Annotated in this window: 18 protein-coding genes; 4 read left to right on the top strand and 14 right to left on the bottom strand. The window is 67.8% G+C overall.

Annotation, left to right across the window (positions count from 1 at the left end; translation table 11 throughout):
• The first annotated feature begins 170 nt into the window (after positions 1–170).
• Positions 171–761, top strand: a complete 591-nt coding sequence (locus KEG57_RS33615) for a GNAT family N-acetyltransferase (RefSeq protein ID WP_272426430.1) — start codon at positions 171–173, stop codon at positions 759–761.
• Here KEG57_RS33615 and KEG57_RS33610 read toward each other — a convergent pair whose 3' ends face one another.
• From KEG57_RS33610 to KEG57_RS33600, 3 genes are all read right to left on the bottom strand, one after another.
• Complete coding sequence (locus KEG57_RS33610) at positions 762–1,961, bottom strand: cytochrome P450 (RefSeq protein ID WP_272426433.1); 1,200 nt, start codon at positions 1,959–1,961, stop codon at positions 762–764.
• A gap of 479 nt (positions 1,962–2,440) precedes the next feature.
• The gene (locus KEG57_RS33605) at positions 2,441–3,136 is read right to left on the bottom strand and encodes a carboxymuconolactone decarboxylase family protein (protein WP_272459197.1); all 696 of its coding nucleotides are present in this window, start codon (positions 3,134–3,136) and stop codon (positions 2,441–2,443) included.
• A gap of 63 nt (positions 3,137–3,199) precedes the next feature.
• Positions 3,200–3,469: a carboxymuconolactone decarboxylase family protein gene (locus KEG57_RS33600; protein WP_272426426.1), complete on the bottom strand. Its 270-nt coding sequence runs from the start codon at positions 3,467–3,469 to the stop codon at positions 3,200–3,202.
• A 337-nt stretch (positions 3,470–3,806) separates the two neighbouring features.
• Here KEG57_RS33600 and KEG57_RS33595 point away from each other — a divergent pair, with 337 nt between their 5' ends.
• Entirely contained in the window at positions 3,807–4,391 is a 585-nt protein-coding gene (locus tag KEG57_RS33595) for a TIGR02265 family protein (RefSeq protein WP_272426424.1), read from the top strand.
• Here the strand turns inward: KEG57_RS33595 and KEG57_RS33590 are convergent.
• Both KEG57_RS33590 and KEG57_RS33585 read right to left on the bottom strand, forming a co-directional pair.
• A complete protein-coding gene (locus KEG57_RS33590; RefSeq protein ID WP_272426422.1) occupies positions 4,380–5,480 on the bottom strand; it encodes a class I SAM-dependent methyltransferase family protein in 1,101 nt (366 codons plus the stop codon). The genes KEG57_RS33595 and KEG57_RS33590 overlap by 12 nt on opposite strands.
• A 239-nt stretch (positions 5,481–5,719) precedes the next feature.
• Positions 5,720–6,742 (bottom strand): Rieske 2Fe-2S domain-containing protein, encoded by a 1,023-nt coding sequence (locus tag KEG57_RS33585; protein ID WP_272459196.1) that lies wholly within the window; start codon positions 6,740–6,742, stop codon positions 5,720–5,722.
• 528 nt (positions 6,743–7,270) lie between these two features.
• Between KEG57_RS33585 and KEG57_RS33580 the strand changes: the two genes are divergently transcribed.
• The gene (locus KEG57_RS33580) at positions 7,271–8,041 is read left to right on the top strand and encodes a VOC family protein (protein WP_272426419.1); all 771 of its coding nucleotides are present in this window, start codon (positions 7,271–7,273) and stop codon (positions 8,039–8,041) included.
• 7 nt (positions 8,042–8,048) lie between these two features.
• Here KEG57_RS33580 and KEG57_RS33575 read toward each other — a convergent pair whose 3' ends face one another.
• From KEG57_RS33575 to KEG57_RS33560, 4 genes are all read right to left on the bottom strand, one after another.
• The gene (locus tag KEG57_RS33575; protein ID WP_272459195.1) at positions 8,049–9,689 is read right to left on the bottom strand and encodes a hypothetical protein; all 1,641 of its coding nucleotides are present in this window, start codon (positions 9,687–9,689) and stop codon (positions 8,049–8,051) included.
• A gap of 64 nt (positions 9,690–9,753) precedes the next feature.
• A complete protein-coding gene (locus KEG57_RS33570; RefSeq protein ID WP_272426415.1) occupies positions 9,754–10,293 on the bottom strand; it encodes a DUF4142 domain-containing protein in 540 nt (179 codons plus the stop codon).
• Between the two features lie 154 nt (positions 10,294–10,447).
• Positions 10,448–12,493 (bottom strand): monovalent cation:proton antiporter family protein, encoded by a 2,046-nt coding sequence (locus KEG57_RS33565; RefSeq protein WP_272459194.1) that lies wholly within the window; start codon positions 12,491–12,493, stop codon positions 10,448–10,450.
• 108 nt (positions 12,494–12,601) lie between these two features.
• A complete protein-coding gene (locus KEG57_RS33560) occupies positions 12,602–13,159 on the bottom strand; it encodes a hypothetical protein (protein WP_272426411.1) in 558 nt (185 codons plus the stop codon).
• A 152-nt stretch (positions 13,160–13,311) separates the two neighbouring features.
• Here KEG57_RS33560 and KEG57_RS33555 point away from each other — a divergent pair, with 152 nt between their 5' ends.
• Positions 13,312–13,860 (top strand): DUF2231 domain-containing protein, encoded by a 549-nt coding sequence (locus KEG57_RS33555; RefSeq protein ID WP_272426409.1) that lies wholly within the window; start codon positions 13,312–13,314, stop codon positions 13,858–13,860.
• Positions 13,861–14,181: 321 nt separating this feature from the next.
• Here KEG57_RS33555 and KEG57_RS33550 read toward each other — a convergent pair whose 3' ends face one another.
• The 5 genes from KEG57_RS33550 to KEG57_RS33530 form a co-directional block, all read right to left on the bottom strand.
• Positions 14,182–15,105 (bottom strand): SDR family NAD(P)-dependent oxidoreductase, encoded by a 924-nt coding sequence (locus KEG57_RS33550; RefSeq protein WP_272426407.1) that lies wholly within the window; start codon positions 15,103–15,105, stop codon positions 14,182–14,184.
• A 132-nt stretch (positions 15,106–15,237) separates the two neighbouring features.
• Positions 15,238–15,684 carry a hypothetical protein gene (locus tag KEG57_RS33545; protein ID WP_272426405.1) on the bottom strand — a complete coding sequence of 149 codons (447 nt, stop codon included), beginning with the start codon at positions 15,682–15,684 and terminating at the stop codon, positions 15,238–15,240.
• Positions 15,685–15,791: 107 nt separating this feature from the next.
• Positions 15,792–17,810 (bottom strand): NAD-dependent DNA ligase LigA, encoded by a 2,019-nt coding sequence (gene ligA, locus KEG57_RS33540; protein ID WP_272426404.1) that lies wholly within the window; start codon positions 17,808–17,810, stop codon positions 15,792–15,794.
• A gap of 17 nt (positions 17,811–17,827) precedes the next feature.
• Positions 17,828–19,453: a right-handed parallel beta-helix repeat-containing protein gene (locus KEG57_RS33535; RefSeq protein ID WP_272426403.1), complete on the bottom strand. Its 1,626-nt coding sequence runs from the start codon at positions 19,451–19,453 to the stop codon at positions 17,828–17,830.
• An 18-nt stretch (positions 19,454–19,471) separates the two neighbouring features.
• Positions 19,472–20,665, bottom strand: coding sequence for a sialidase family protein (locus KEG57_RS33530; protein WP_272426401.1), 1,194 nt, complete (start codon positions 20,663–20,665; stop codon positions 19,472–19,474).
• Positions 20,666–20,672 lie beyond the last annotated feature (7 nt).

Genomic DNA, 20,672 nt, shown 5'->3' with positions numbered 1-20,672 from the left:
GATGCGCAGTTCATCGAACAGGCCGAATGGTCTTGCCACGGGCCCGTCCGAGAAACCGCGCATCGCGCGGTTTCTCGGCCCTCGGTCCAGGCCGTGCCTGGTCCGGGGTGAAGGGGGCGGACAGCCCCCTTCTGGGGTGCGGGGCAACGCCCCGCGCGGTACAAGGCGGCATGGATCCGCGACCCATTCCCCTCGAAGGACGCCACGTCCGCCTGGAGCCCCTCACGCTTGCGCATGCGCCTGCGTTGCTCGCTGCGCTCGCGGAGGACGCGTCCATCTGGCAGTGGATGTCGATCGAGCCGCCGCTCTCGCTCGAAGCGATGGAGACGCACATCAGATCGGCGCTGGACGCGCAGGCCTCCGGTGGGCAGGTCGCGTTCGTGCAGGTCAGCCTCGCGGATGGGCGCGCTTGCGGCGCGACGCGGTACCTCAACATCAGCCGGACCGATCGTGGTCTCGAGATCGGCTGGACCTGGATCGGCAAGCGCTGGCAACGCACGGCGATCAACACGGAGGCGAAGTTCCTCCTCTTGCGACACGCGTTCGAGGTGCTCGGCGCCGCGCGCGTGCAGCTCAAGACCGACGCGCGGAATCTGCAATCGCAGGCCGCGATCGCGCGCATCGGCGGCGTGCGCGAGGGTGTGCTGCGCAAGTACCAGAAGACGCGCGGCGACTTCCTCCGCGATACGGTGATGTTCAGCATCATCGACGACGAGTGGCCTGCCGTGAAAGAGCGGCTCGTCGCGAGGCTCGGCGGCTGATCAGATCGCCACGGCGAGCTGTTTGCCCGGCTCGAAGCGCACGGGCAAGCGCGCCGGGCCGTGCACGTGGAGCGCCTTGCGGGGCTGCCATGGCGCATCGCTCGCGGGCGCGAGGCCGCGCAGGCGCGAGAGAAGATCCGGGATCGCGACCTTCGCTTCGAGCCGGGACAACGAGGCGCCGAGGCAGAAGTGGATCCCGTGGCCGAAGGCGATGTGCGGGTTCGGGTCGCGGCCGACGTCGAAGGTGTCGGGGTCCTGGAACTGCTTCGGATCCCGGTTCGCGGAGCCCATCAGCAAGAGCACGAACTTCCCGGCCGGGATCGTCTGTCCGTGGATCATCACGTCGCGCTTCGCCGCGCGGAACACCATCGACACGGGCGTGCGGTACCTCAAAACCTCCTCGATCGTCGTGGGCAAGAGGCGCGCGGGATCGGCCTCGAGGCGCGCAAGCTCGTCGGGGTGCTCGAAGAACGAGAGGATCGTATTGCCGAGGAGGTTCGTGGTCGTCTCGGTGCCGGCCACGAGCAGGAGCTGGAAGAAGCCGAGGATCTCCTCGCCCGTCAATCGTTCCCCGTCCACCTCCGCCTCCACGAGCCGCGTCAAGAGATCGCCCTTCGGCGCCTTTTTCCGCGCCGTGCAGAGGTCGTCGACGTAGGCGTGCATCTCCTCCTTGAGCGCGGCGTGCTCCGCGACCGCGCGCGTCGCAGCCTCGCCGCCCGACATGGTGTAGCTGAGGTTCAGGATGATCTCGCTCCAGCGCACGAAGCGCGGCCGATCGGCGACCGGAATGCCGATCATCTCCGCGATCACCATCGTCGGCAGGGGCTCGGCGTAGTCCTTCACGAGATCCATCTCGCCCCGCTCGATCACCCCGTCGACGAGCTCGCGCGAGAGCTCGCGGATGCGGGGCTCGAGGTTCGCGATCGAGCGCGGAGTGAACGCGCGCTGGATGATGTTCCGGAGCAACGTGTGTCGCGGCGGATCCGAGAAGACGAGCCAATCGGGGGTCGGCCCGGTCTGCGTGGTGACGATGGAGCTCCACGTGTCGTGATCGTGGAGCGCGCGCTTGACGCCCTCGTAGTCGAAGATCATCCACAGGTCGAGCGGCGGGACGTGGAGCACCGGCGCCTTCGCGCGCATCTCTGCGTACAAGGAAAATGGATTGCGGCGCGTGTCATCGGTGAACAGGTCCAGCATGATCGGCCAAGGCCCGGTATAAACGGGTTTTCGAGGGCCGTGCGCCGACGAGGATCCTGGATCGAAGTCGGGGAATCGACGTATTCGGCTACGGTGCCGCCTCTTGGGAGGCGCTGCGCTGGGGCTTTGCCCCAGGCCCCACCGGGGCTATCCGCCCCTGGACCCTGGACCAGCGCAAGCGCTGGACCCGGGGTCGATGAACTGCGCGATGCGCAGTTCATCGAACAGGCCAGGTCAAGACCCGCGACGACCCTGCCCATCAAAACCGCGGCGTTGACGATTCAACAGGCAACGTGCCCGTCGCCATCGTGGAACGCACCTCCATGGTCTTGCCACCGACCTGTTGGAAGAACTGCGCATCGCGCAGTTCTTCCACCCCGAGTCCAGGGCTTGCCCTGGTTCGGGTCGAGGGGCGAACAGCCCCCGCGGGGTCCGGGGCAGCGCCCCGGCGCGGCGGCCCCACGGTGACGGGGAGGCGCTCGTCATCCGGAGGTCGCGAGCGCTGCGAGGCCATGGTGCATGCGGGAAAAAGTGTTCTGGTGCGCAACCAGCGTGATGGCCGCGAGGATCGCGGGATCGTCGAGGCCGTGCGCGTGGAGCGCTGCCGCATCCGCGGCGGAGGCGGCCCACGGCGTGCGCGTGAGCTTCGTTGCGTACGCCGCGAGGGCGCGCTCGCGAGGATCCCGCGCGAGCGCGTCCTCGTAGCGGGCGACCGCGCCGGCATCACACAGCTCGGCGGCAGCGGCGCGGGCGAGGAGCCGACGCTCGTGGCGCGAGAGCAGCACGTCGCGCTCGAAGTGATACGCGTGCCACTCTTCGAGCAGCCCCTGGGCAAACGCGCGGCGGGGGAACACGGGCACGCGCGAGCCGTCGACGGCGGGATTCCAGTCGCTCGGCGGCGGACGCGGCAGGGCCTCGCGCGTGGGATCGATGGTGAGGCGCGGCAGCGGCGACTCGTAATCGAACGTGATGCCCGTGCCGTCCGCGACACGCGTGTAGTAGTTGAAGAACGCGGCGACGCAGATGGCCTGCTCGACGCCGTCCTCGGACAACCCCACGGCGCGGAGGTGGTCGAGATCGGCGGCGTCGATGGACCACGGCGCCTCGGTCATGACGACCGCGAACCCGGCCAGGGCGCGCTGCCGCGGGGAAGCGCGCGGGAGGTCGGTTCCCGTCACGACGTCCGCGGCGAGGGCCTCATCCTGAGAAGCGGCACGCAGAAACTCTGCGTGAGCTGACGTTCAGTAAAAGCACTGGTTCGTCCGCGAGGCGGACGTGGCGATGAGCTCACGCTCCGCCCAGGAGAGCCCGTCGCCCCGGTGGAACGTGCCGGTCGCGGCGAAGGTGATCCGGAGGAGATCCGGGTCGAGACTGTGCGCGCGGTGGATGCCGGCCGGTCCGCCGTGCGGCGCACGGTAGACCGCGGGGATCGGGCGCGACAGCACGGCATCGTAGACGGCGCGGAGGGGTGCGTCCGCTTCGTGGGCCTCGACGATCCGGATGTGGGGCATGACAGGAGGCTATCATGGATCCCGAGGCGGAGTGAAATCCGGACGCGGACGCCGAAACGCGAAGCGGTGGAGCGCGGGACGATTCCCATGTCATTCTGGCAATGACGGACGCACGATTCTCGCGCGCGTGCTATGCGCGTGCCGCGCCGAACCTGTCATGTAGAACATGCCATGTAGAACGCGGGGGGAAGAACGGGGGAACTTTGGGCGCGAAGAACCGATAACGGCTCGGCCGCCTCGATGGGCAGCACGAACGTCCTCATCGGGGATGGTGACGGACGGGAAGGTTCGTGTAAGCTGCGAGCACTTCGTTCCTGGGAAAGGACCTGGACGGGCGATGGACTCCAAGGAGATGCTTGACAAACGGATCGTGCTGGCAACGAGCACCGACAACATGCTCGGCATGGTGCTCGACGGCGCGCTCACCCACCTCGGCCAGGCCTACGGGGTCGCGAAGGTGAACACCATCCGCACGCAGGTGATGGGGGACAAGACCATCCGCTCGTTCTTCTGGTACCCGGTCACCTCGCTCCTCAAGGTCGCGCGGCGCCTGGTCGACGACCCGAGCCTCGGCCTGACCTGTGACGAGGTCATGACCGGCTGTGGCCAGCACGCCTTCAGCTCCCTGCTCGAGTCGCCCGTGGGGAAGATGCTGGCCCGGTTCGGCCAGGGCAACCCGCAAGCCCTCGTCGCGAACGGCCCCTATGCCTACACCCTGGCCGTGAGCTTCGGCGAGCGCGAGTACTCGAAGACGGGCGAGCGCTCGGCCGACGTGGTCTTCACGCGCGACCTCTTCGGCCCCGCCTTCACCGTCGCCGTCTACAAGGTGGCGTACAAGCTCGTGAGCAACGTGGACGCCACCGTCACCGCGACCATCTCCAACGACGCCGGGACCGACTTCACCGTCCACTCACGGTGGTGATTCCATGCTCGGGCGGTCGCCACGCTTGCGGACCAAGAGGAGGTGGAGGCAGCCGGTGGGGTCCGTCCAGACCTCCGCATCCTCGACGTTCGGCAGCCCCGAGGCCAGCCCCAGCATGTCCGGCACATCCCTGTAAATGAGGTACCAGTCCATCGCCGCCTCGATGAAGCGGCGCATGGGATCGTGGCCGTTGAAGTTCCCCAGCGCCAAGAGGCCCCCCGGCGCGAGGTTGAGCCAGAGCCGCGCCGTGAGCGCCGTCGCGAACCGGGGCGAGAGGTAGTCGTACAAGCCGATCGAATAAATGAAGTCCTGGTCGCCGGGGACGAGGGTGGCCTTGCCGCGGATGAGCGTGAAGACCGAGCCGGACCAGGTGCGCACGTGGGCAGGATTCATCCGCTTGCCGAGCGCCGTGACGGCCGCATACAGGGCCCCCTGGTCCTGGTCGAGCAGCGTGACGCCGTCGAACGGCGTCGTTGGCACCACTTCGGAGAGCTCCGAGGCCGCGCCCGATGCCACGTTCATGACGTAGCGAGCGCCCCGGTTCCACTCGTCGTGGAGCAGTGACTTGAGCTTCTCCCGGCGGTTCCGGACCGCGACGAAGCCGGGCTGCTCGAGCACCCATCGGTCCATCCAGCGGCCGAGGGTCGTCTCGCCCTTGGGGACGTTCTTATACACGTCGTCCATCATCAAGAAGTCGCCGGCGTAGCCCCGAGGTTTGGCGAAGCAGCGATGGATGATGGGGCTCTGCCAGAAATAAGTGCCCAGGACCTCCTGGAAGCGGCGCTGGGCCGGAGAGTTACGCAGGAGGCCGGAAGGCCCGAGTGCGTCGCTCGCCTCCCAGATGCCGCGTAGCATCTCCCCGAGCCGGGCACAGTCCTCCGGCGACGGGGGTAGCGCGCTCCGCGGCGACGCCTCGAGCTCCCTGCACCATGCAGCGAGCTGGGCGAGCCGCCGCTCGCAATCCATCGAGATGGGCGGCCCTTGGACCTCCTCGTCCTCCGGACCGAATGATCTTCGAGCAGCGTGCTCCCCCGCCGCGCGCTCCTCGGCCCCCTTCGCGATGCTTTCCCTGGCAAGCTGCTGGGACATGGCCGGGCTCCTGTCGTTGTTCTCCGAACTGACGCAGAGCATCGCCGAAAAACGCCCTCGCTGACAACCCTTCAGGTACTCGACGCACGAAGGACACGTTTGGGTGAGTCCGGCCACGCGAACCCCGGGGCCTCAGCGGCCCTCGACGCCGTTCGCGGGAACGTAAGCGGTTCTTTGGCGACGAACCCGCCGCGCAGCAGGGCCACAGGGCGCAACCTCGGGGCGCGCGGGCAGGCGCTTCAGCGAATGAACTCGGCCGAGGGGTGTGCCCGCGGGAATTTGCGCAGGTATTCGAAGAAACGCGCGAGCGCCGTGTCGCTCTTCGTCAGGGCGCCAGGCCGGAAGTGGACGCCCCGGAGGATGGGAGCGTCGTCCGCGAGGATTTGCCGCTGCACGCCCATCGCGAAGTCGAGCAGCTCCTTCTGCGACGCCGCATCGCCCTCGGATTTCCTCGTGGCCAGGACGTAATACACCTTCGTGCGCCCCGGCGCCGGCATCCCGAACGGGGCGATGTATCCATACCAGCGGCCGTTGAAGAAGCTGCTCTGATAAAAGATCGTCGTCCCGAAGATCCCCACGCGGAACGTGACCCGCGGGCCCGCAGGGTGGATGCCGTCGAAGTCGTACATCATCGAGTGGTCGGTGAGGACCATGTTCTCGGCGGGCTCGCCCTTGTCGAACTTGAAGCCGTGCACGACGCGGATGTGCTGCACATCCGGCGTATTGCAGCAGACGACCCAAGGATCGACCGGAAAGACCTCGTCGTGCGCCTCGACCCGGAAGACGAGATCGTCGTCGGGATAAGGGAAATCCGGGAGATCGAAGAGCGGGGTTTCGCCGTTGAAGACCCAGATCATCCCGTACCTCTCCACCGTCGGGAAGCGGAAGAGGCAAGCGCCGGGCGGCGGCGGGTCGCCGGGGCCGGTCTTCAGGCAGGTTCCCTCCTGGCTGTACTCCCAGTGGTGAAACGCGCAGCGGATGGCGTCCCCGACGACCGATCCCGCGGCGAGATCAGCGCCAAGGTGCGGGCAGTAGGCGCTGAGCGCTTGCACCGTGCCGCTCTCGCCGCGAAACACCACGATGCGCCCGTCGAGGAAGCTCGTGCCGAGAATCGTCCCCGGTGAAAGCTCGCTCGACATGCAGACGGGATACCACGATTGCGTGAATACCCCGCCCTCCCCTTCGGCCGGGATCGGTTTGCCGAGGAGTCTCCTCCTCGCGCCGACCGCCAGGCCCGGTCCCCCATGGCTCTTGGTCTCCATCGTACGTCGTCTCCGTCCTTCGTCCGTGATGGCCGATTCAATGCGGGAATGCCGCGCTTCGAGTAGACGGGACCGCCAAGGCGCGTGTCAAGCAACGCGGGGGGCCGTTTCGCTGGGGCTTTGCCCCAGACCCCAGCAGGGGCTGTCCGCCCCTGCACCCGGACCAGCGCAAGCGCTGGACTCGGGGTCGATGAACTGCGCGATGCGCAGTTCATCGAACAGGCCGAGGCAAGACCGGCGAAGGCCCTGCCAACCAAGACCGCCGTGACTGGCAACGCTGTCCCTGGTCTTGCCACCGGCCTGTGGGAAGAACTGCGCATCGCGCAGTTCTTCCCCAAATGGTCCAGGGCTTGCCCTGGTTCGGGTCGAGCGGCGAACAGCCCCCGCGGGGTCCGGGGCAGCGCCCCGGCTCCACGGTTCCAGATGAGACCCATCGATGTGTCATTTGCACATTCGCTGTGCCAAACTCTTCAGGTGACACGAAGGCCTCGCTGTGTAGAATGGGCCCCGCCACGAAGGGAGGAGTCTATGACGGTGAAGAGCTCGTATGCACCCGGCCAGTTTTGCTGGGCGGACCTGATGACCACGGATCCCGCGGCTGCCAAGGCGTTCTACACGACGCTGTTCGGCTGGACGGCCGAGGAGATGCCGTTTCCCGGCGGGACGTACACGATGTTCCGGAAACGCGAGCATGACGTGGCGGGGCTCGGCGGGCAACCGCCTGAGGAACAGTCGCGCGGGATCCCGCCGCATTGGAACGTCTACGTCTCCGTGGACGACATCAATGCCGTGTCGGCCAAGGCTGCCACGCTGGGAGGGAACATCCTTGCGCCCGCGTTCGATGTGATGGAGTCGGGGCGCATGGCGATCCTCGCGGATCCCACGGGTGCCGTGTTTTTCCTCTGGCAGCCGCAAAAGCACATCGGCGCGACCTTGTGGGGCGAACCGGGCGCGCCCTCTTGGTTCGAGCTCCAGACCACCGACCCGGAGAAAGCCAAAGCGTTTTACACGGCGCTCTTCGGCTGGTCGACCGGCGGCGACGCGACGTATACGGAGTGGATCGTGCGCGGCGAACACGTCGGCGGGATGCTGAAGATCGACCCGAGCTGGGGCCCGGTGCCGCCGAACTGGGGCGCGTATTTCACGGTCGAGAACGCGGACGACACGGTGGCGAAGGCGCGCGGGCTTGGCGCAAAGGTCTACATGCCGCCGAAGGAGATCGGTGGTGGCGGTCGGTTCGCCGTGCTCTCGGATCCGCAGGGCGCGGTGTTCTCGGTGTACGAGGAAAAGCGCCGCTGACTGCCCTTCACGGCCCCGGAGGGCTGCCGCCCCGGATCTTGAAGAGCACCTGAAACTTCACGGAGCCCTTCACCTCCGGGGCCACGATCTTCTCGAGTTTGTCGTAGATGGCCTGCGCGAACGGCTGATCCACGGTCGGCCGCTGGGCCATCTCCAATTTCTTCTTCTTCCCGGGCAGGAGCTCGCATTCGACGAGCAGATCGGTGCCCGGCCCCTTCGACGTGCCCACTTGCGTCTCGACGATGGTGATGATCTGCTTGGCGAACTCGCTCAGGTCGTCGACCGTGGTCCGCTTCGCGATGTCTTGCTCGCTCGTCAGGAGCACCAGCGAGGTTTCGACCTTGTCGTTCCGCTTCTGCGCCGCGGCGCCGCCCTCGGGCTGGGCCGTATCCCAGCCCCATTCGGATTCGTACCGTTTGCCGTCGATGGGATTCACGTAGGTCGTCTCGACGTGTTCCACGGCAAACGCCGGCATGTCGCCCTGGCCGGGAATCGTGATCTCTTTGCCCGAGATGAGCGCCTCGCGAATCCGTTTCCACGTGGCCACGGGGAACATCAGGAAGAACCCGTCCTCGGCCACCCCGGCCTTGGACGCGTCTTTGTCGCCGGCGAGGACGAGGAAGTTGGCCGTGATCCGATCGTTCATTCCCACCGGGCTCGTGATGGCGGAGATCCCGGTTTGTCCAGGATACCAGAACAGGCCCGTGTTCGAGCTCGGATCCATTTCGAGCATCAGGATAAGCGCGTCCTTGTCCCCCTTCGCTATGGCCGCCTTCAGATTGTCGAGCCCGCGGGGAAGCACGCGCAGGACGACACGATCCCCCGGAAGGAAAAAGCTCTTCGCCGGGGCGCCGTTCTTGAGGCCGCCCTTTCGCTCCATGCGCACCGACGCGCCGCGGACGTGTGTCCGCGGGCCCTTCGTGATCATGGTCTGGTCAGCCTCCCCGGGCCTGGCCACGGAAGGGCGCTTGCGGTCGGTCCAGAACGGCGTCGGATACGCCATCGCCGCGGCGCCGAGCCGGGCCAGGATCCGCGCATAACCGGCCTGCCCCCCCACGTTCTCCTCTTCGCACGTGACCATCACGGCGGAGAGGTACGGCACGTTCGCCGCGATTCCCTCCAGCGGCTGCGGCGGACCATAGATGATGCAATGAAACCCGTCGCGCCCGAGGAGCGGTGGACCATCGAGCTGCGAGCGGCCATGGACGTCGACGAGCTGCCCCTGCTCCGCGAGCTCGTAGATGAGCCCGTAGAGCTTGAAGAGCTGACGATCGAACGTGCCCTCGGCATCTCCGGGCTCGCGCTTGATGGAGAACCGGATCTCGCGTTGCCCGAGCGGCCAGAGGCCCTCGCTCACGTACGTCCAGAAGTGCAGCGGTCCCGCGGGCGTCGAGATCGCGTGCGAATACACCGTGACGGAGAGCTTCCCCGGCACGACCTCCTCGCGCAGGAGCACCTGCGCGGCGGACTCGGACGATCGGGACGCGGAGGCCTCGGCGCGGGGCGGCGGCGCGCCCGCCGAGATCGGAGGTTTTTCGTTCGCCGGCCCCGCGCAGCCTGCGGCGAGCGTCGCGGCGAGCAGCGCCGAGCGCACGCCGCGACGTGCCGTGATCCATGTCCCCTGCCGATGCATGCGCTTCGTCGCCATCGGCCGACGAGGGTAGCCGCATCGGAGGCGCGCCGTCACCTTTGTCGTGGTTCGCCCTCGGGCGTCATTCTTGGGGCAACGTCCGGAGGATCTCCTGCGCCGCGTCCAGGTGCCCCCGCAGAATGGGCAGGTTCTTCTCGGCGAACGCCTTCACGTCCGCGTCCCGGGAGGAGGACAGCGCAAGCGACAGGATGGCCACGTCGTACCGGTGCGACTCGATGACCGTGTGCAAGTACGCTCGGTCGAAGCGATTTCCCTGGAGGTTCGAGAGACGCTGGAAGAGGCTCTCACCCAGAGGCTCGAGCTCCGTCGGCATCTCGACGCCGAATTTGCCCGCGAGCGCCTCGATCCCCTCGGTCACGTTCACGTGCTCGGCGAGATCCTGCAGCGCGAGCGCCTCGACCTTGGAGTTCTTCGCCAAACGCACGGCGAGCCGCGCGGCCTTCACCGACCAGAGATTGCTGCTCGCCGCCGCCTTCACGAATTGCGCGTCGTCGTACGCGACCGCGAGCTCGGCCGCCGCTTCCTCTTCCGGCGTCTCCGCAAGGGCCACGGACGACATCCCCATCGTGGCGAGCATGATCGCCATGAAAAATTTGTTCATGATGACATTCCCCCTCCCCGGCTCCTCACGGAGCGCCGGCTGTCCTGGCTGAATCCTGGGACCGCGAGCGCACGGGCGGGAGCCTGGCCGGAGAAAATGTCGCGCCTCGCTGCCGAGGCGCGCGACGACGAGGGAGCAGATTCGCGAATCCGCGTCAACCGCGTGAAGTCGGCATGACCTCGCTGACCGGCGCCTCGCCTTCGGCCAGCGGCCGGCTCAAAAGATCAACGGCCTTCTTCACCGCGCTCACGGGCCCCGCGAGATAGACGATGTCGCCGACATCAAAAGGCTTCTGCGGATCCATCTGTTCGAGGAGTTTGTCGCCGCGACGCACCGCGATGATGAGCGCCCCGGTCCGGCGACGCACGCCGAGGGACGCCGCCGAGCGACCCACCGCCGCGCTTGCCATGGTCACCGAGGCGCTCTCGATCTTGAGCTCGGCGAGATCCGCATGCTCGCCGAGCACCCGTCGCGGGAGCCTGTGCGTGCGCTCCGTGGTCTGCGTGGTCGCGCGCGCCTCGTCCACGCGATCGTCGATCACGTTGCGCGGAACTTCGAGCCAGCGGAGGAGCCGCGCGAGGATCTCCACGCCCCCCTCGACCTCCTCGGCCACCACGTCCGTCGCGCCCATGCGCAAGAGCGCCGGTTTCTCCAGGAGGTAATGCGCCCGCATGAGGATCGGGACCTCGGGCGCGACGCGTTTGGCCGTGTCCACCACGCGCTGCGCGGCCTGCGGATCGTTCATGAGCAAAAGAAGTGCGCGTGCCTTTTCGAGGTGGGCATGGCCGAGCGCCTCCTCGCTCGTCGCGTCGCCGTAATACACGGGCTGGCCCGCGGTGCGCGCGGCGCGGACGGTCTCGGCGTTCAATTCGAGCACGACGTACGAGACACCGGTCGCCTCGAGCGCGCGCGCCACGAGCTTGCCTGCGACGCCGTAGCCCACGATGACCACGTGCGCCGAGAGACCGTGCGCCTCGCCCGCATCCGCCTCGTCGATGCTGCGCACGCCGATGAGGCGCTCGAGCGGCGCGAGCAAGCGCTGCCCCGCGGTGACGTGCGGCGCGACGCGCACGAAGACCGGCGTGAGGAACATGCTGGCGATGCCAGCCGCGAGGAGCGGGCGCGTGGCGTTTTGATCGACCACACCCGCGCTCTCGCCGAGCCGCGCGAGGACGAACCCGAACTCGCCGAACTGCGCGAGACCCACACCCGCGAGCCAGGCGACGCGCGCGGGAAAACGCATGGCGAGCGCGGCGATGGTGGCAAGCACGCCCTTGGCGACGAAGAAGCCGCTGAGGAGGAGCAGCACGAGCAGCGGCCGCTCGAGCACGACCCGCGGGTCGAAGAGCATGCCGAGCGAGACGAAAAAGACGCTCACGAAGGCGTCGCGCAGCGGGAGCATGTCGCCCATGGCGCGGTGGCCGTACTCGGTGTCGGCGACGACCATGCCGCCGAGGAACGCGCCGAGCGCGAGCGAGAGGCCGGCGAGCGACGTGAGCCACGCGGTGCCGACGCAGAGCGCGAGCACGGCGAGGAGGAAGACCTCGCGGCTGCGGCTCGCCGCGACCCAGCGCAAGGCCCGCGGGACGACGAGACGCGCGACGAGGATGGTCGCGACGACGACGGCCGTGGCCTTGCCGAGCGCGAAGCTGATCTCCTTCGCCATGTTCGTGCCCGCGGAGCCTTCGCCGAGCATGGGGACGACGAGGACCATCGGGACGACGCAGAGGTCCTGGAAGATCAAGGTGCCGACGATGAAGCGGCCGTGCGGCGCGTCGAGCTCGCGGCGCTCGGCCAGGGCGCGGAGGACGATCGCGGTGCTGGAGAGCGCGAAGACGAAGCCGTAGAAGACGCTGCGCCCGGCCGGCTGTCCAAGGGCGTTCGCGACGAGCGCGACGACGCCCGTGGTGAGCCCGACCTGGATGATGCCGCCGAGCGCGACCTGACGGAAAATGCTCTTCAGGCGCGCGAGCGAGAACTCGAGGCCGATCGTGAAGAGCAAGAGGACCACGCCGATCTCGGCGAGGATCTCGATCGCGTGGATCGAACGCACGAGCTTGAAGCCGAACGGCCCCACGAGCGCGCCCGAGAAGAGCAGCCCCGCGACCGTGGGCAGCGAGAGGCGCGACAGGACGACGGTCACGAGGACGCCGAGCGCCGCGATGACGGCGATCTCGTCGAGGAGCGGAATGTGGCCCATCGGAGTGGAAGATAACGTCGAACGGGGTTCTTTTGAAGACAAACGAACGGCGCGCTCGATCGTCACCCCATCCGCGTGCCGAAGCAAGCCACTTCGCGCGTGGCGTCGTCAGGCCGAGGGCTTCCCGAAGTCGACGGCGAACCAGAGCACATGGACCGCGCCCTTCTTCGTCTTCACCATGGCCGGGCCGAGCCAGACGTCGGGCGCGACCTCGCGGATCTCGTCGCGGATGCGAGCGATGAAGAAGGGGTTTCCGGGTTGCTCGTAGTCGAGGTAGACGCAAGGGCGGTCGTCGACCGCAGAGGGCTCGATCCGCGTGCGGAACGGGAACCAGTCGAACCGGAACGGCAGGAGTTTTACGCGGTTGATACCCGTGCCCTCGCTCCGGTCGAGCGCGCCGAAGCTCTTGCCATCCCAGGGAAAACGCCGGCGGGACGCGAGGAACTTGAGCGCTGAAAAGAGCGGCGTGCCGTCGGTGCCGCGGACAGCGAGCATGCGGCCCTTCGGTGTACCCACGAGGCGCTCGACGCTCATGGGCGCGGGGGCGGCGCGGTAGAGTCGATCGAGCTCCGCGCTCGAGAGCTTCGCAAGATCGTCCAGGTTTCGCACGAGCGCGGCACCCTCGCCGCGGGATGTCGTGCCGTTCGCAGTCGTCGTCGTGGCCATGAAATACCTCCCCTCCAGGTGACAGGAGCCATGGAACCACGGGCGCCGCACGATTGAAAACCCGCTTTTCGTGCGCCTCCCGCGATTCCAGAGGGGACGATCCGAAGGCAGGCGGCCCGAGCGTTGCTTGGCCGGCATTGCGAGGTGGCAGCATGAGAGTTCCGTGGCTCCTGCGTGTCGTCGAGCGGCTACAGCTCGATGAGATCGTCGAAGTGTTTCACGCGCCCGTGCGTGGTTTCTTCACGCGGCATCCCCGCATTCGAAGGGCGCTCGATGGAACCTGGCTCGGGCATCCGCTGCATGCAGCGCTGGTCTCCGTGCCCATCGGTGCCTTCACGACGGGCCTCGTCCTCGATGTCGCGACGCTGCTCGGGTGCACGTGGGCGGCGCGCGGGGCGGATCTCGCATTCCTGTTCGGGCTCGTGGCGCTCGTGCCCTCGGTGCTCACGGGGATCACGGACTTCGGTTACATCGAAGGAAAGGCGCGGCGCGTGACGTTCGTGCACGCGTTGTCAGCCGCGGCGAGCACGATGCTCCTGGTGGGCTCGGTGATCCTGCGGGCAATGGGGCTCCGCGGCGCGGGGATCGCAGTGTCGTTGCTCGGTTTCCTGATTCTCGGGGTCGGCGCCTGGCTCGGCGGGGAGCTCTCGTATCATTATGGTGCAGGCGTCGGGCGCATCTCGGAAGATCGGCGCGAGTAGCTGAAGCCGCTTCGCTGGGGCGTTGCCCCAGGCCCCACCAGGGGCTATCCGCCCCTGGACCTGGACCAGCGCAAGCGCTGGACCCGGGGTCGATGAACTGCGCGATGCGCAGTTCATCGAACAGGCCGAGGCAAGACCAGGAACGATCCTGCCAATCAAGAGCCGCGCTGCCATTTCGAACGGCAACGTTGTCCCACCGGCCCGTTGGAAGAACTGCGCATCGCGCAGTTCTTCCACAAATGGTCCAGGGCTTGCCCTGGTTCGGGTCGAGGGGCGAACAGCCCCCGCGGGGCCCGGGGCTGCGCCCCGGCGCGGCGGCTTTCAGTAGAGTGTCCCCTTCCCCCCGCGGCGCATGCCGAGCCAGCCGAATCCGCCGCTCTTCGCGTGCGGGTCCTTCGGTTCGAAGAGGTTGCCGAGTGTCGGCGTCGCGTGTTCGGCGCGGATCGAAAAGCGGCACGTGACCGAGCTCATGAAACGCGCTGAGAGTGCTGGAGAGAGCCGGCTCAAGATGTAAACGAAGGCGCCTGCGACACCGATGGGACGCCGCGGGCGCGGCCGTTCGGCGAGCCCGACGAGGATCTCGGCCACTTCGTTCGCCGAGGAGACCGGAAGTACCGGCCCGACCTCGTGGCCCGTGAGGTTGCCGGCGCGCTCGTAAATGGGCGTGTCCACCGAAGGCGGGAGCACCGAGCATACGTGGATGTCGGGAAAACGCGCGAGCTCGAGGCGCAGGCACTCCGAGAGGCCGAGGACCGCGAACTTGCTCGATACGTACGAGCTCACGAGCGGCGCGCCCACGAGCCCCCAGCCAGAAACGTTGTTGATGAGTATTCCCCGGCGCTGCGCGAGGAATACCGGGAGCACGGCCCGCGCCCCGTGCAGGTAGCCGTAAAGGTTCGTCTCGACGACCCGCTTCCAGGCAGCGCTCGGCGTGTCGAGCAGCGTGCCGAAGAGCAGAAGCGCCGCATTGTTGATCCACACGTCGATGCGGCCGAAGCGGGCGATCGCCGCTTGCGCGAGCGCTTCCACCGCGGCTTCGTCGGTCACGTCGGTCGGTACCGCGAGCGCCTCTGCGCCGAGCGCCTCGCACGCGCGCGCCGCCTCCGCGAGGGCGTCCGCCTGCCGCGCTGCGAGCACGACCCGTGCCCCGCGCCGGGCGAATGCCTCGGCCGTCGCGAGACCGATGCCGCTCGATCCGCCGGTGATGACGACGACCGATCCCTTGATCCCGCTCGAACCCACCATATCGATTCCACTCCGGCAAGACCCGCGCCCCACGGACCGAATAGGGCCTGGCCCCCGCTCCCCGGACGTGGGGAGTGAGGGCCGGGCGATCTCACGAATCCCAAGCTCGAAACGCCTGCGTCCCGGCTCGACCTAACGACCGAAGCGGTCGTCGTCGAAGCGGTCGTTGTCGAAGCGGTCGTTGTCGAAGCGGTCGTCGTCGAAGCGATAGAAGCCGCAAACACGCCTCACGCAGTACCTGTACTCGCTCTCGCACCGACCAGGGCGGAAGTGGTGCCTGGGGCCGAACCGATCTTCGAACCGCTCGCAGCGGAAGTAGTTGCGCTGGCAGCGCCTCATGCAGCGGCCATACCAGCCCCGGCGGCCGCGATCGAAATTGTCGAACGGCGGCGGCTGGCTCGACAGCGCTTCGTCGGAGGACGTGATGTTGCGCTCCTCGGTGGCCTCATTGTCCATGAGCGCGCCCTCGGTCTCGGCGACGATCCCTTCCTCCACCGGCTGCTCGGCGCGGGCCACGCTGGCGGTCCCGACGAGACCCATCGACATCACGGCCAAAAGCAACGACTTGATAGCGTTCATCGTACATCCCCCCTGCGCCCGGGACGCCCCGGACAGGCAAGCTGTACGTCGTGCCCGGACGGCCGAACGTCCACAGGGGGAAATGCTTTTTTCTGTCTGTCGTGAGCTCACGCTCCCGGCTTTGCCAGAAGCTCCAGGAACTGCGCCTCGTCGAGAATCCTTACGCCCAGCTTCTCGGCTTTTTCGAGCTTCGAGCCCGGCCCCTCGCCCACCACGAGGTAGTTCGTCCGCGACGAGACGCTCGACGTCACCTTGCCGCCGAGCGCCTCGATCCGGGCCTTGGCTGCCTCGCGCGACATGCCCGCGAGCGTCCCGGTGATCACGAATGTTTTTCCGGACAAGGGCCCCTCCGTCCCCTTCCGCTCCTCGGTCAGGCGCACGCCGGCGCGGCGGAGATCCTCGACGAGCGCCTGCGTGGCGGGCCGGTCGAACGCCTCGCGCACCGCTCTGCCGATCGTGGGCCCGACGCCCTCCACGGCCGCGATGTCCTCCACGCTCGCCCTGGCGATTGCGTCGAGCGAGCCGAATGCGTCCGCGAGCCGCCGCGCCGCGGTCGCGCCCACGTGGCGAATGCCGAGGCCGTACAGCAATCGATCGAGGGGTCGATCCTTGGCGGCCTCGATCGCCGCGAGCAAGTTCCGGATCGAACGCTCCTTGTACCCGGGCAAACCCGCGAGATCCGCCTCCGTCAAGAAAAACACGTCCGACGGGCCCCGGATGAGGCCCCGATCGAGCAAGGCTTGCGCCGTGGCATAACCGAGGTGCTCGATGTCCATCGCGCCGCGAGAGGCGAAATGGACGACACGCTCGAGAGCCTGCGCCGGGCAATCGAGGTTCGGGCACCGCGCGACCGCCTCGCCTTCAGGCCGGACGACCGGGCCGCCGCAGGCCGGGCAAACCGTGGGCATGTGGAAGGGGCGCTCCGCACCGGTGCGCACGCTCGGAATGGGGGCGACGACCTCGGGAATGACGTCACCCGCGCGACGCACCACCACCGTATCACCGATGAGAATGCCTTTCCGGGCGATCTCGCTCTCGTTGTGCAGCGTCGCCATTTGCAGGGTGACGCCGCCGACGCGCACGGGTTCGAGGATCGCGAACGGCGTGACCGCGCCGGTCCTGCCGACATTGACCCGGATGTCGAGGAGTTTGGTCGTTCGTTCTTCCGCCGGGAGCTTGTACGCGACGGCCCAGCGTGGCGCCTTGGCCGTGGTGCCGAGCTCGATCTCGGCCGCGAGTGGATTCACCTTCACCACGGCCCCGTCGATCTCGTGCGGCAACGAATGCCGATCCTCCGCGAGGCGCCGGACCTCGGCCTTCACTGCGTCGAGATCGGGCGTGCGCGCCGAACGCGGGTGGACCCGGAGGCCGACGTCGCGCAGGTAGTCGAGCATCTCGAAATGGGTCGCGAACGTGCGCCCCTCGATCCGCACGAGACCATGAAAATAAATGTCGAGCGGCCGCCGCGCCGTGACGGCCGGATCCTTTTGCCGGAGCGTGCCGGCGGCCGCGTTGCGCGGGTTCGCGAACAGGGGTTTTCCTTGCTGGCCGAGATCCTCGTTGATCCGATCGAACGCGGCGATCGGCAAAAATACCTCGCCGCGGACCTCGAGCCACGCCGGCGGGTCTTCCGTACGCAGGCGCGCGGGGAGCGCGCGCAGGGTCCTCAGGTTTTGCGTGACGTCCTCGCCCACCGTGCCGTCGCCGCGCGTCGCGCCGCGCAGATAGCGGCCGCCTTCGTAGACGACCGCGACAGAGACGCCGTCGATCTTGGGCTCGGTCACGAGGTCGACGTCCCGGCCGAGGGCGCGACGCACGCGATCGTACCAGGCGTCGAGCTCGGCGTCGTCGAAAACGTTATCGAGGGAGAGCAAGCGGTCGCTGTGGCGGACGGGCGCGAAGAGCGCCTCGGGCGGGGCGCCCACGCGCTGGGTGGGCGAATCGGGCGTGATCAGCTCGGGATAAGTCGTTTCGATGGATTCGAGCTCCCGGACGACCTCGTCGTATTCGGCGTCGGAGATCTCGGGCGCGGCGAGGACGTGATACCGATAATCGTGGTGCGCAATGGCAGCCCGGAGCTCGTCCGCCCGCACGCGCGCCCGCGCGAGGTCTTCGTCGGAGGGCACGCCGGGAGCATGCGGCTTCAGCGCGAGGCGCGCAAACGACGGCGAATGCGGGTCGAAAGGAAGGCGCCGGCAACGAGCGCGAGGGCGCCGTGGTTCGTCGCGTCGTCCGTTGTTCCGGCCACGCGGCAACCGCAGCTCCCGTCGGAACCGGGATCGTCCGCGGATGCGCCGCCCGCGCCCGCTCCGCCGCCGCCGGACGCGCCCGCTCCGCCGCCGCCGGACGCGCCCGCTCCGCCGCCGCCGCCCGTGCCGGAGCTGCTGCTCGAACCTCCGCCCACGCCGCCCGTGGGCGAATCCATCACAAACTCGTAAGCGCCCACCGCGGGGGGTTTGGCGCGGAGGTATCCGTCGAGGTCGGTGGTAAAACCGTCTGCGCTGTGATCGATGCCAGCGCCGCGCGCGGGCGAGCTCTCCGTGAGGTGGTAATCGTCCGCGTCGGGCGCGACAAACCCGGCCTCGGCGACCGTAGGCACGAAGAGATTGCCCTCGGCCGCCCAGCCGACATCGTTCCCTGCCCCGATGGCCGAGGTCGGCCCCACGACAAAGTTGTTGTAGGCGAACGCGCCTTCGATCTTGTCGCCGAAGACCTGTACCGCGGCCTTGCCGAATCCGACCAGCGTGTTGTGGGCGATGCGATAAGCGACGGGCCCCGGGTTGTTCTGGATGTTCGCGTAAATGTTCGTCTCGCCGAAGCGGAGCACGACGTTGTCGGCGACGGTGGTGTCGTTCGCGCCGAACACGAAGATGCCGTTCACCGGGCCGTCGGAGATGATGTTCCGGCGGATGTCGCACTTCGAGGGGCCCCCGATCTGCAGGCCCATCCACTGGTATTGCACCATCTCGCCGCCGACACGGCGGATCACGTTGTCGTGGACGCTGCAGCCTTCGCGGGCCATGCCGACCTGCGCGCCGTCCCAGCCCGTGTCCTCCACGAGGCAATGGTCGATCTCGATGCCCTCCAGGAAATGCGGCATGCGCACCTCCTGCTGGCCGTTGCAGGTGATGGTGTGGCCGGCGCCCTGGGTGCTGCCCACGTAAAACCCCTCGCCGCCGGTGTCGTGGATCCAGAGGTGGTGGAGGCGCACGTTTTTCTGGATGAACTTGTCCTGGTCGGCGCTGCCGTCGCAGAGGGGGTCGGTCTTCGACATGACGCCCGCGAAGCCGGTCTCGTAGACCTCGATGTGATCGACCTCGTAATCGGTGCTCTTGTCGAGGAACCAGAGGCCGACGCCCGGGTACGGTTCCTTGTCCGGCGCGCTGACCCGGAAGCCGTACTCGACGCCGGCTTCCCCGGTTCCGGTGAGATGAAAATGGTGGGAGCTACCCTGGAAATCGACGGCATACGCACGATCGGTGTTGCGCACGTTGACGACGCCGCCGCAGTTCTTGACAACGACGGGCGCCTCCGCCGTGCCGCGGATCTCGCGGAAGCGGATGAACTCGTAATCTCCGGCCATGACGCAGACGACGTCGCCGGGCTCGACGCCGAGCTCGGTGCCGTTGACGGCCGTCGTTCCCGGCATGATCTCGTGATTGCAGCCGCATTCGGCGGCCGACGCGGAGGCCGGATCGAGGATCAGGAGCGAGAGGGCCGTGCAGGCGGAGAGGAGGAGCGAGGTGCGGGCGTGGATCGAGGAAGGCATGCCCACATGCTAACGGTATCAACGGCGGCGAAACAAGGTGCCCGTGGGGCGCGGCGAATAAACACCCTCGCCACCCACGAAGACCTCGCCGCTCGGTAAGGCGAAAATCGTATCCACCATGCTGTAGGCGAGCTTCGTCCACATGTTTTGCGCGGCGAGCTCGTCGGTCCACGTTTTTCCGCCGTCCTCGGAATGCTGGAACGTTCGATTGCGGCCACCCACGAAGATTTCACTTTTACCGCGACAAGCGAGCGCGCTGAGCTCCATCGGGCCGAAGGTATGCGCCTTCGCCCAGGTCTTGCCGCGATCCTTCGACTGATGGATCGAGCCGCTGGAGTCGATGATGTGCATCACGCCGTCGCCGGTGCCGCAAATGCCGCGGAGGGGCGCGGCGTTGATGTTCACGAGCGTCCAGGTCTTTCCGCGGTCCGTCGTGTGCACGAGCGCGGTCGTGCTCTGCCACGAGCCGTCCTTCGGGGCGGCGTCGCCGAAAGCCCAGACGTCGCGACCTTTGCCCCAGACGCCGTAGAGCCAGCGAAGGCCCAGCGTTTCCCCTTGCCGTTCCCACGTCTCGCCGCGATTCGTGGAGTGCAGGATCACGCCGTCCGAGCCGACGGCGTAGACGTCCTTCTCGTCGGCCCAGAACCCATTGTAATATGCATTCGCCGGGACCGAGGTGGTTTTCCACGTGACACCGCGATCCGTCGAGCGATAGATGACGTTTTTCGAGCCCACCCAGACCTCGTCGGGCGAGGTGCCCCAGACGCTGAGAGCCTGGGCCGATGGCGGGAGTTTTACGAGGCGCCACGTGAGGCCGCGATCGTTCGACTGCAAAAATTCGTCGGCGGTGGCGGCAAAGAGGAGGTCCCCGGCGCCCCATACCTCCCGCACCGGGGAATGGTAGTTGCCGTGCTCGCCGGTCCACGTGCCGGGCGGGCCGTCGAGCAGGGCCAAAGCCATCTCGCGGTACGGTTTGCCCTCGGGCGGAGGCCCGGGCGAAGGTTCGGGCGCCGCGGGCTTCTCTTCGATCGCCGCGGGTGCGGGCGGCTTCTCTTCGGTCGTCGTGGTCGGAGGAACCAGGGCCACGGGCGCGGATTCGACGGGCGCCGCGGCGGGCGCAGGTCCGGTAGAACTCCCGCCGCCGCAGGCGACCGCGAGGAGGGTCGCCGGCGCAGCGGCCCAGGGAAACAAGCGCGTGAGAGATCGGTGCATTCGCGTG

This window comes from Polyangium jinanense (assembly GCF_028435365.1).
This window is presented reverse-complemented; position numbering and strand designations above follow the sequence as displayed.

Coding starts and splice junctions, on each gene's coding strand:
- KEG57_RS33530 (WP_272426401.1), bottom strand. CDS start 20,665: ATGCACCGATCTCTCACGCGCTTGTTTCCCTGGGCCGCTGCGCCGGCG.
- KEG57_RS33585 (WP_272459196.1), bottom strand. CDS start 6,742: ATGGAGACCAAGAGCCATGGGGGACCGGGCCTGGCGGTCGGCGCGAGG.
- KEG57_RS33555 (WP_272426409.1), top strand. CDS start 13,312: ATGAGAGTTCCGTGGCTCCTGCGTGTCGTCGAGCGGCTACAGCTCGAT.
- KEG57_RS33565 (WP_272459194.1), bottom strand. CDS start 12,493: ATGGGCCACATTCCGCTCCTCGACGAGATCGCCGTCATCGCGGCGCTC.
- KEG57_RS33550 (WP_272426407.1), bottom strand. CDS start 15,105: ATGGTGGGTTCGAGCGGGATCAAGGGATCGGTCGTCGTCATCACCGGC.
- KEG57_RS33560 (WP_272426411.1), bottom strand. CDS start 13,159: ATGGCCACGACGACGACTGCGAACGGCACGACATCCCGCGGCGAGGGT.
- KEG57_RS33595 (WP_272426424.1), top strand. CDS start 3,807: ATGGACTCCAAGGAGATGCTTGACAAACGGATCGTGCTGGCAACGAGC.
- KEG57_RS33545 (WP_272426405.1), bottom strand. CDS start 15,684: ATGAACGCTATCAAGTCGTTGCTTTTGGCCGTGATGTCGATGGGTCTC.
- KEG57_RS33570 (WP_272426415.1), bottom strand. CDS start 10,293: ATGAACAAATTTTTCATGGCGATCATGCTCGCCACGATGGGGATGTCG.
- KEG57_RS33600 (WP_272426426.1), bottom strand. CDS start 3,469: ATGCCCCACATCCGGATCGTCGAGGCCCACGAAGCGGACGCACCCCTC.
- KEG57_RS33580 (WP_272426419.1), top strand. CDS start 7,271: ATGACGGTGAAGAGCTCGTATGCACCCGGCCAGTTTTGCTGGGCGGAC.
- KEG57_RS33590 (WP_272426422.1), bottom strand. CDS start 5,480: ATGTCCCAGCAGCTTGCCAGGGAAAGCATCGCGAAGGGGGCCGAGGAG.
- KEG57_RS33575 (WP_272459195.1), bottom strand. CDS start 9,689: ATGGCGACGAAGCGCATGCATCGGCAGGGGACATGGATCACGGCACGT.
- KEG57_RS33535 (WP_272426403.1), bottom strand. CDS start 19,453: ATGCCTTCCTCGATCCACGCCCGCACCTCGCTCCTCCTCTCCGCCTGC.
- KEG57_RS33615 (WP_272426430.1), top strand. CDS start 171: ATGGATCCGCGACCCATTCCCCTCGAAGGACGCCACGTCCGCCTGGAG.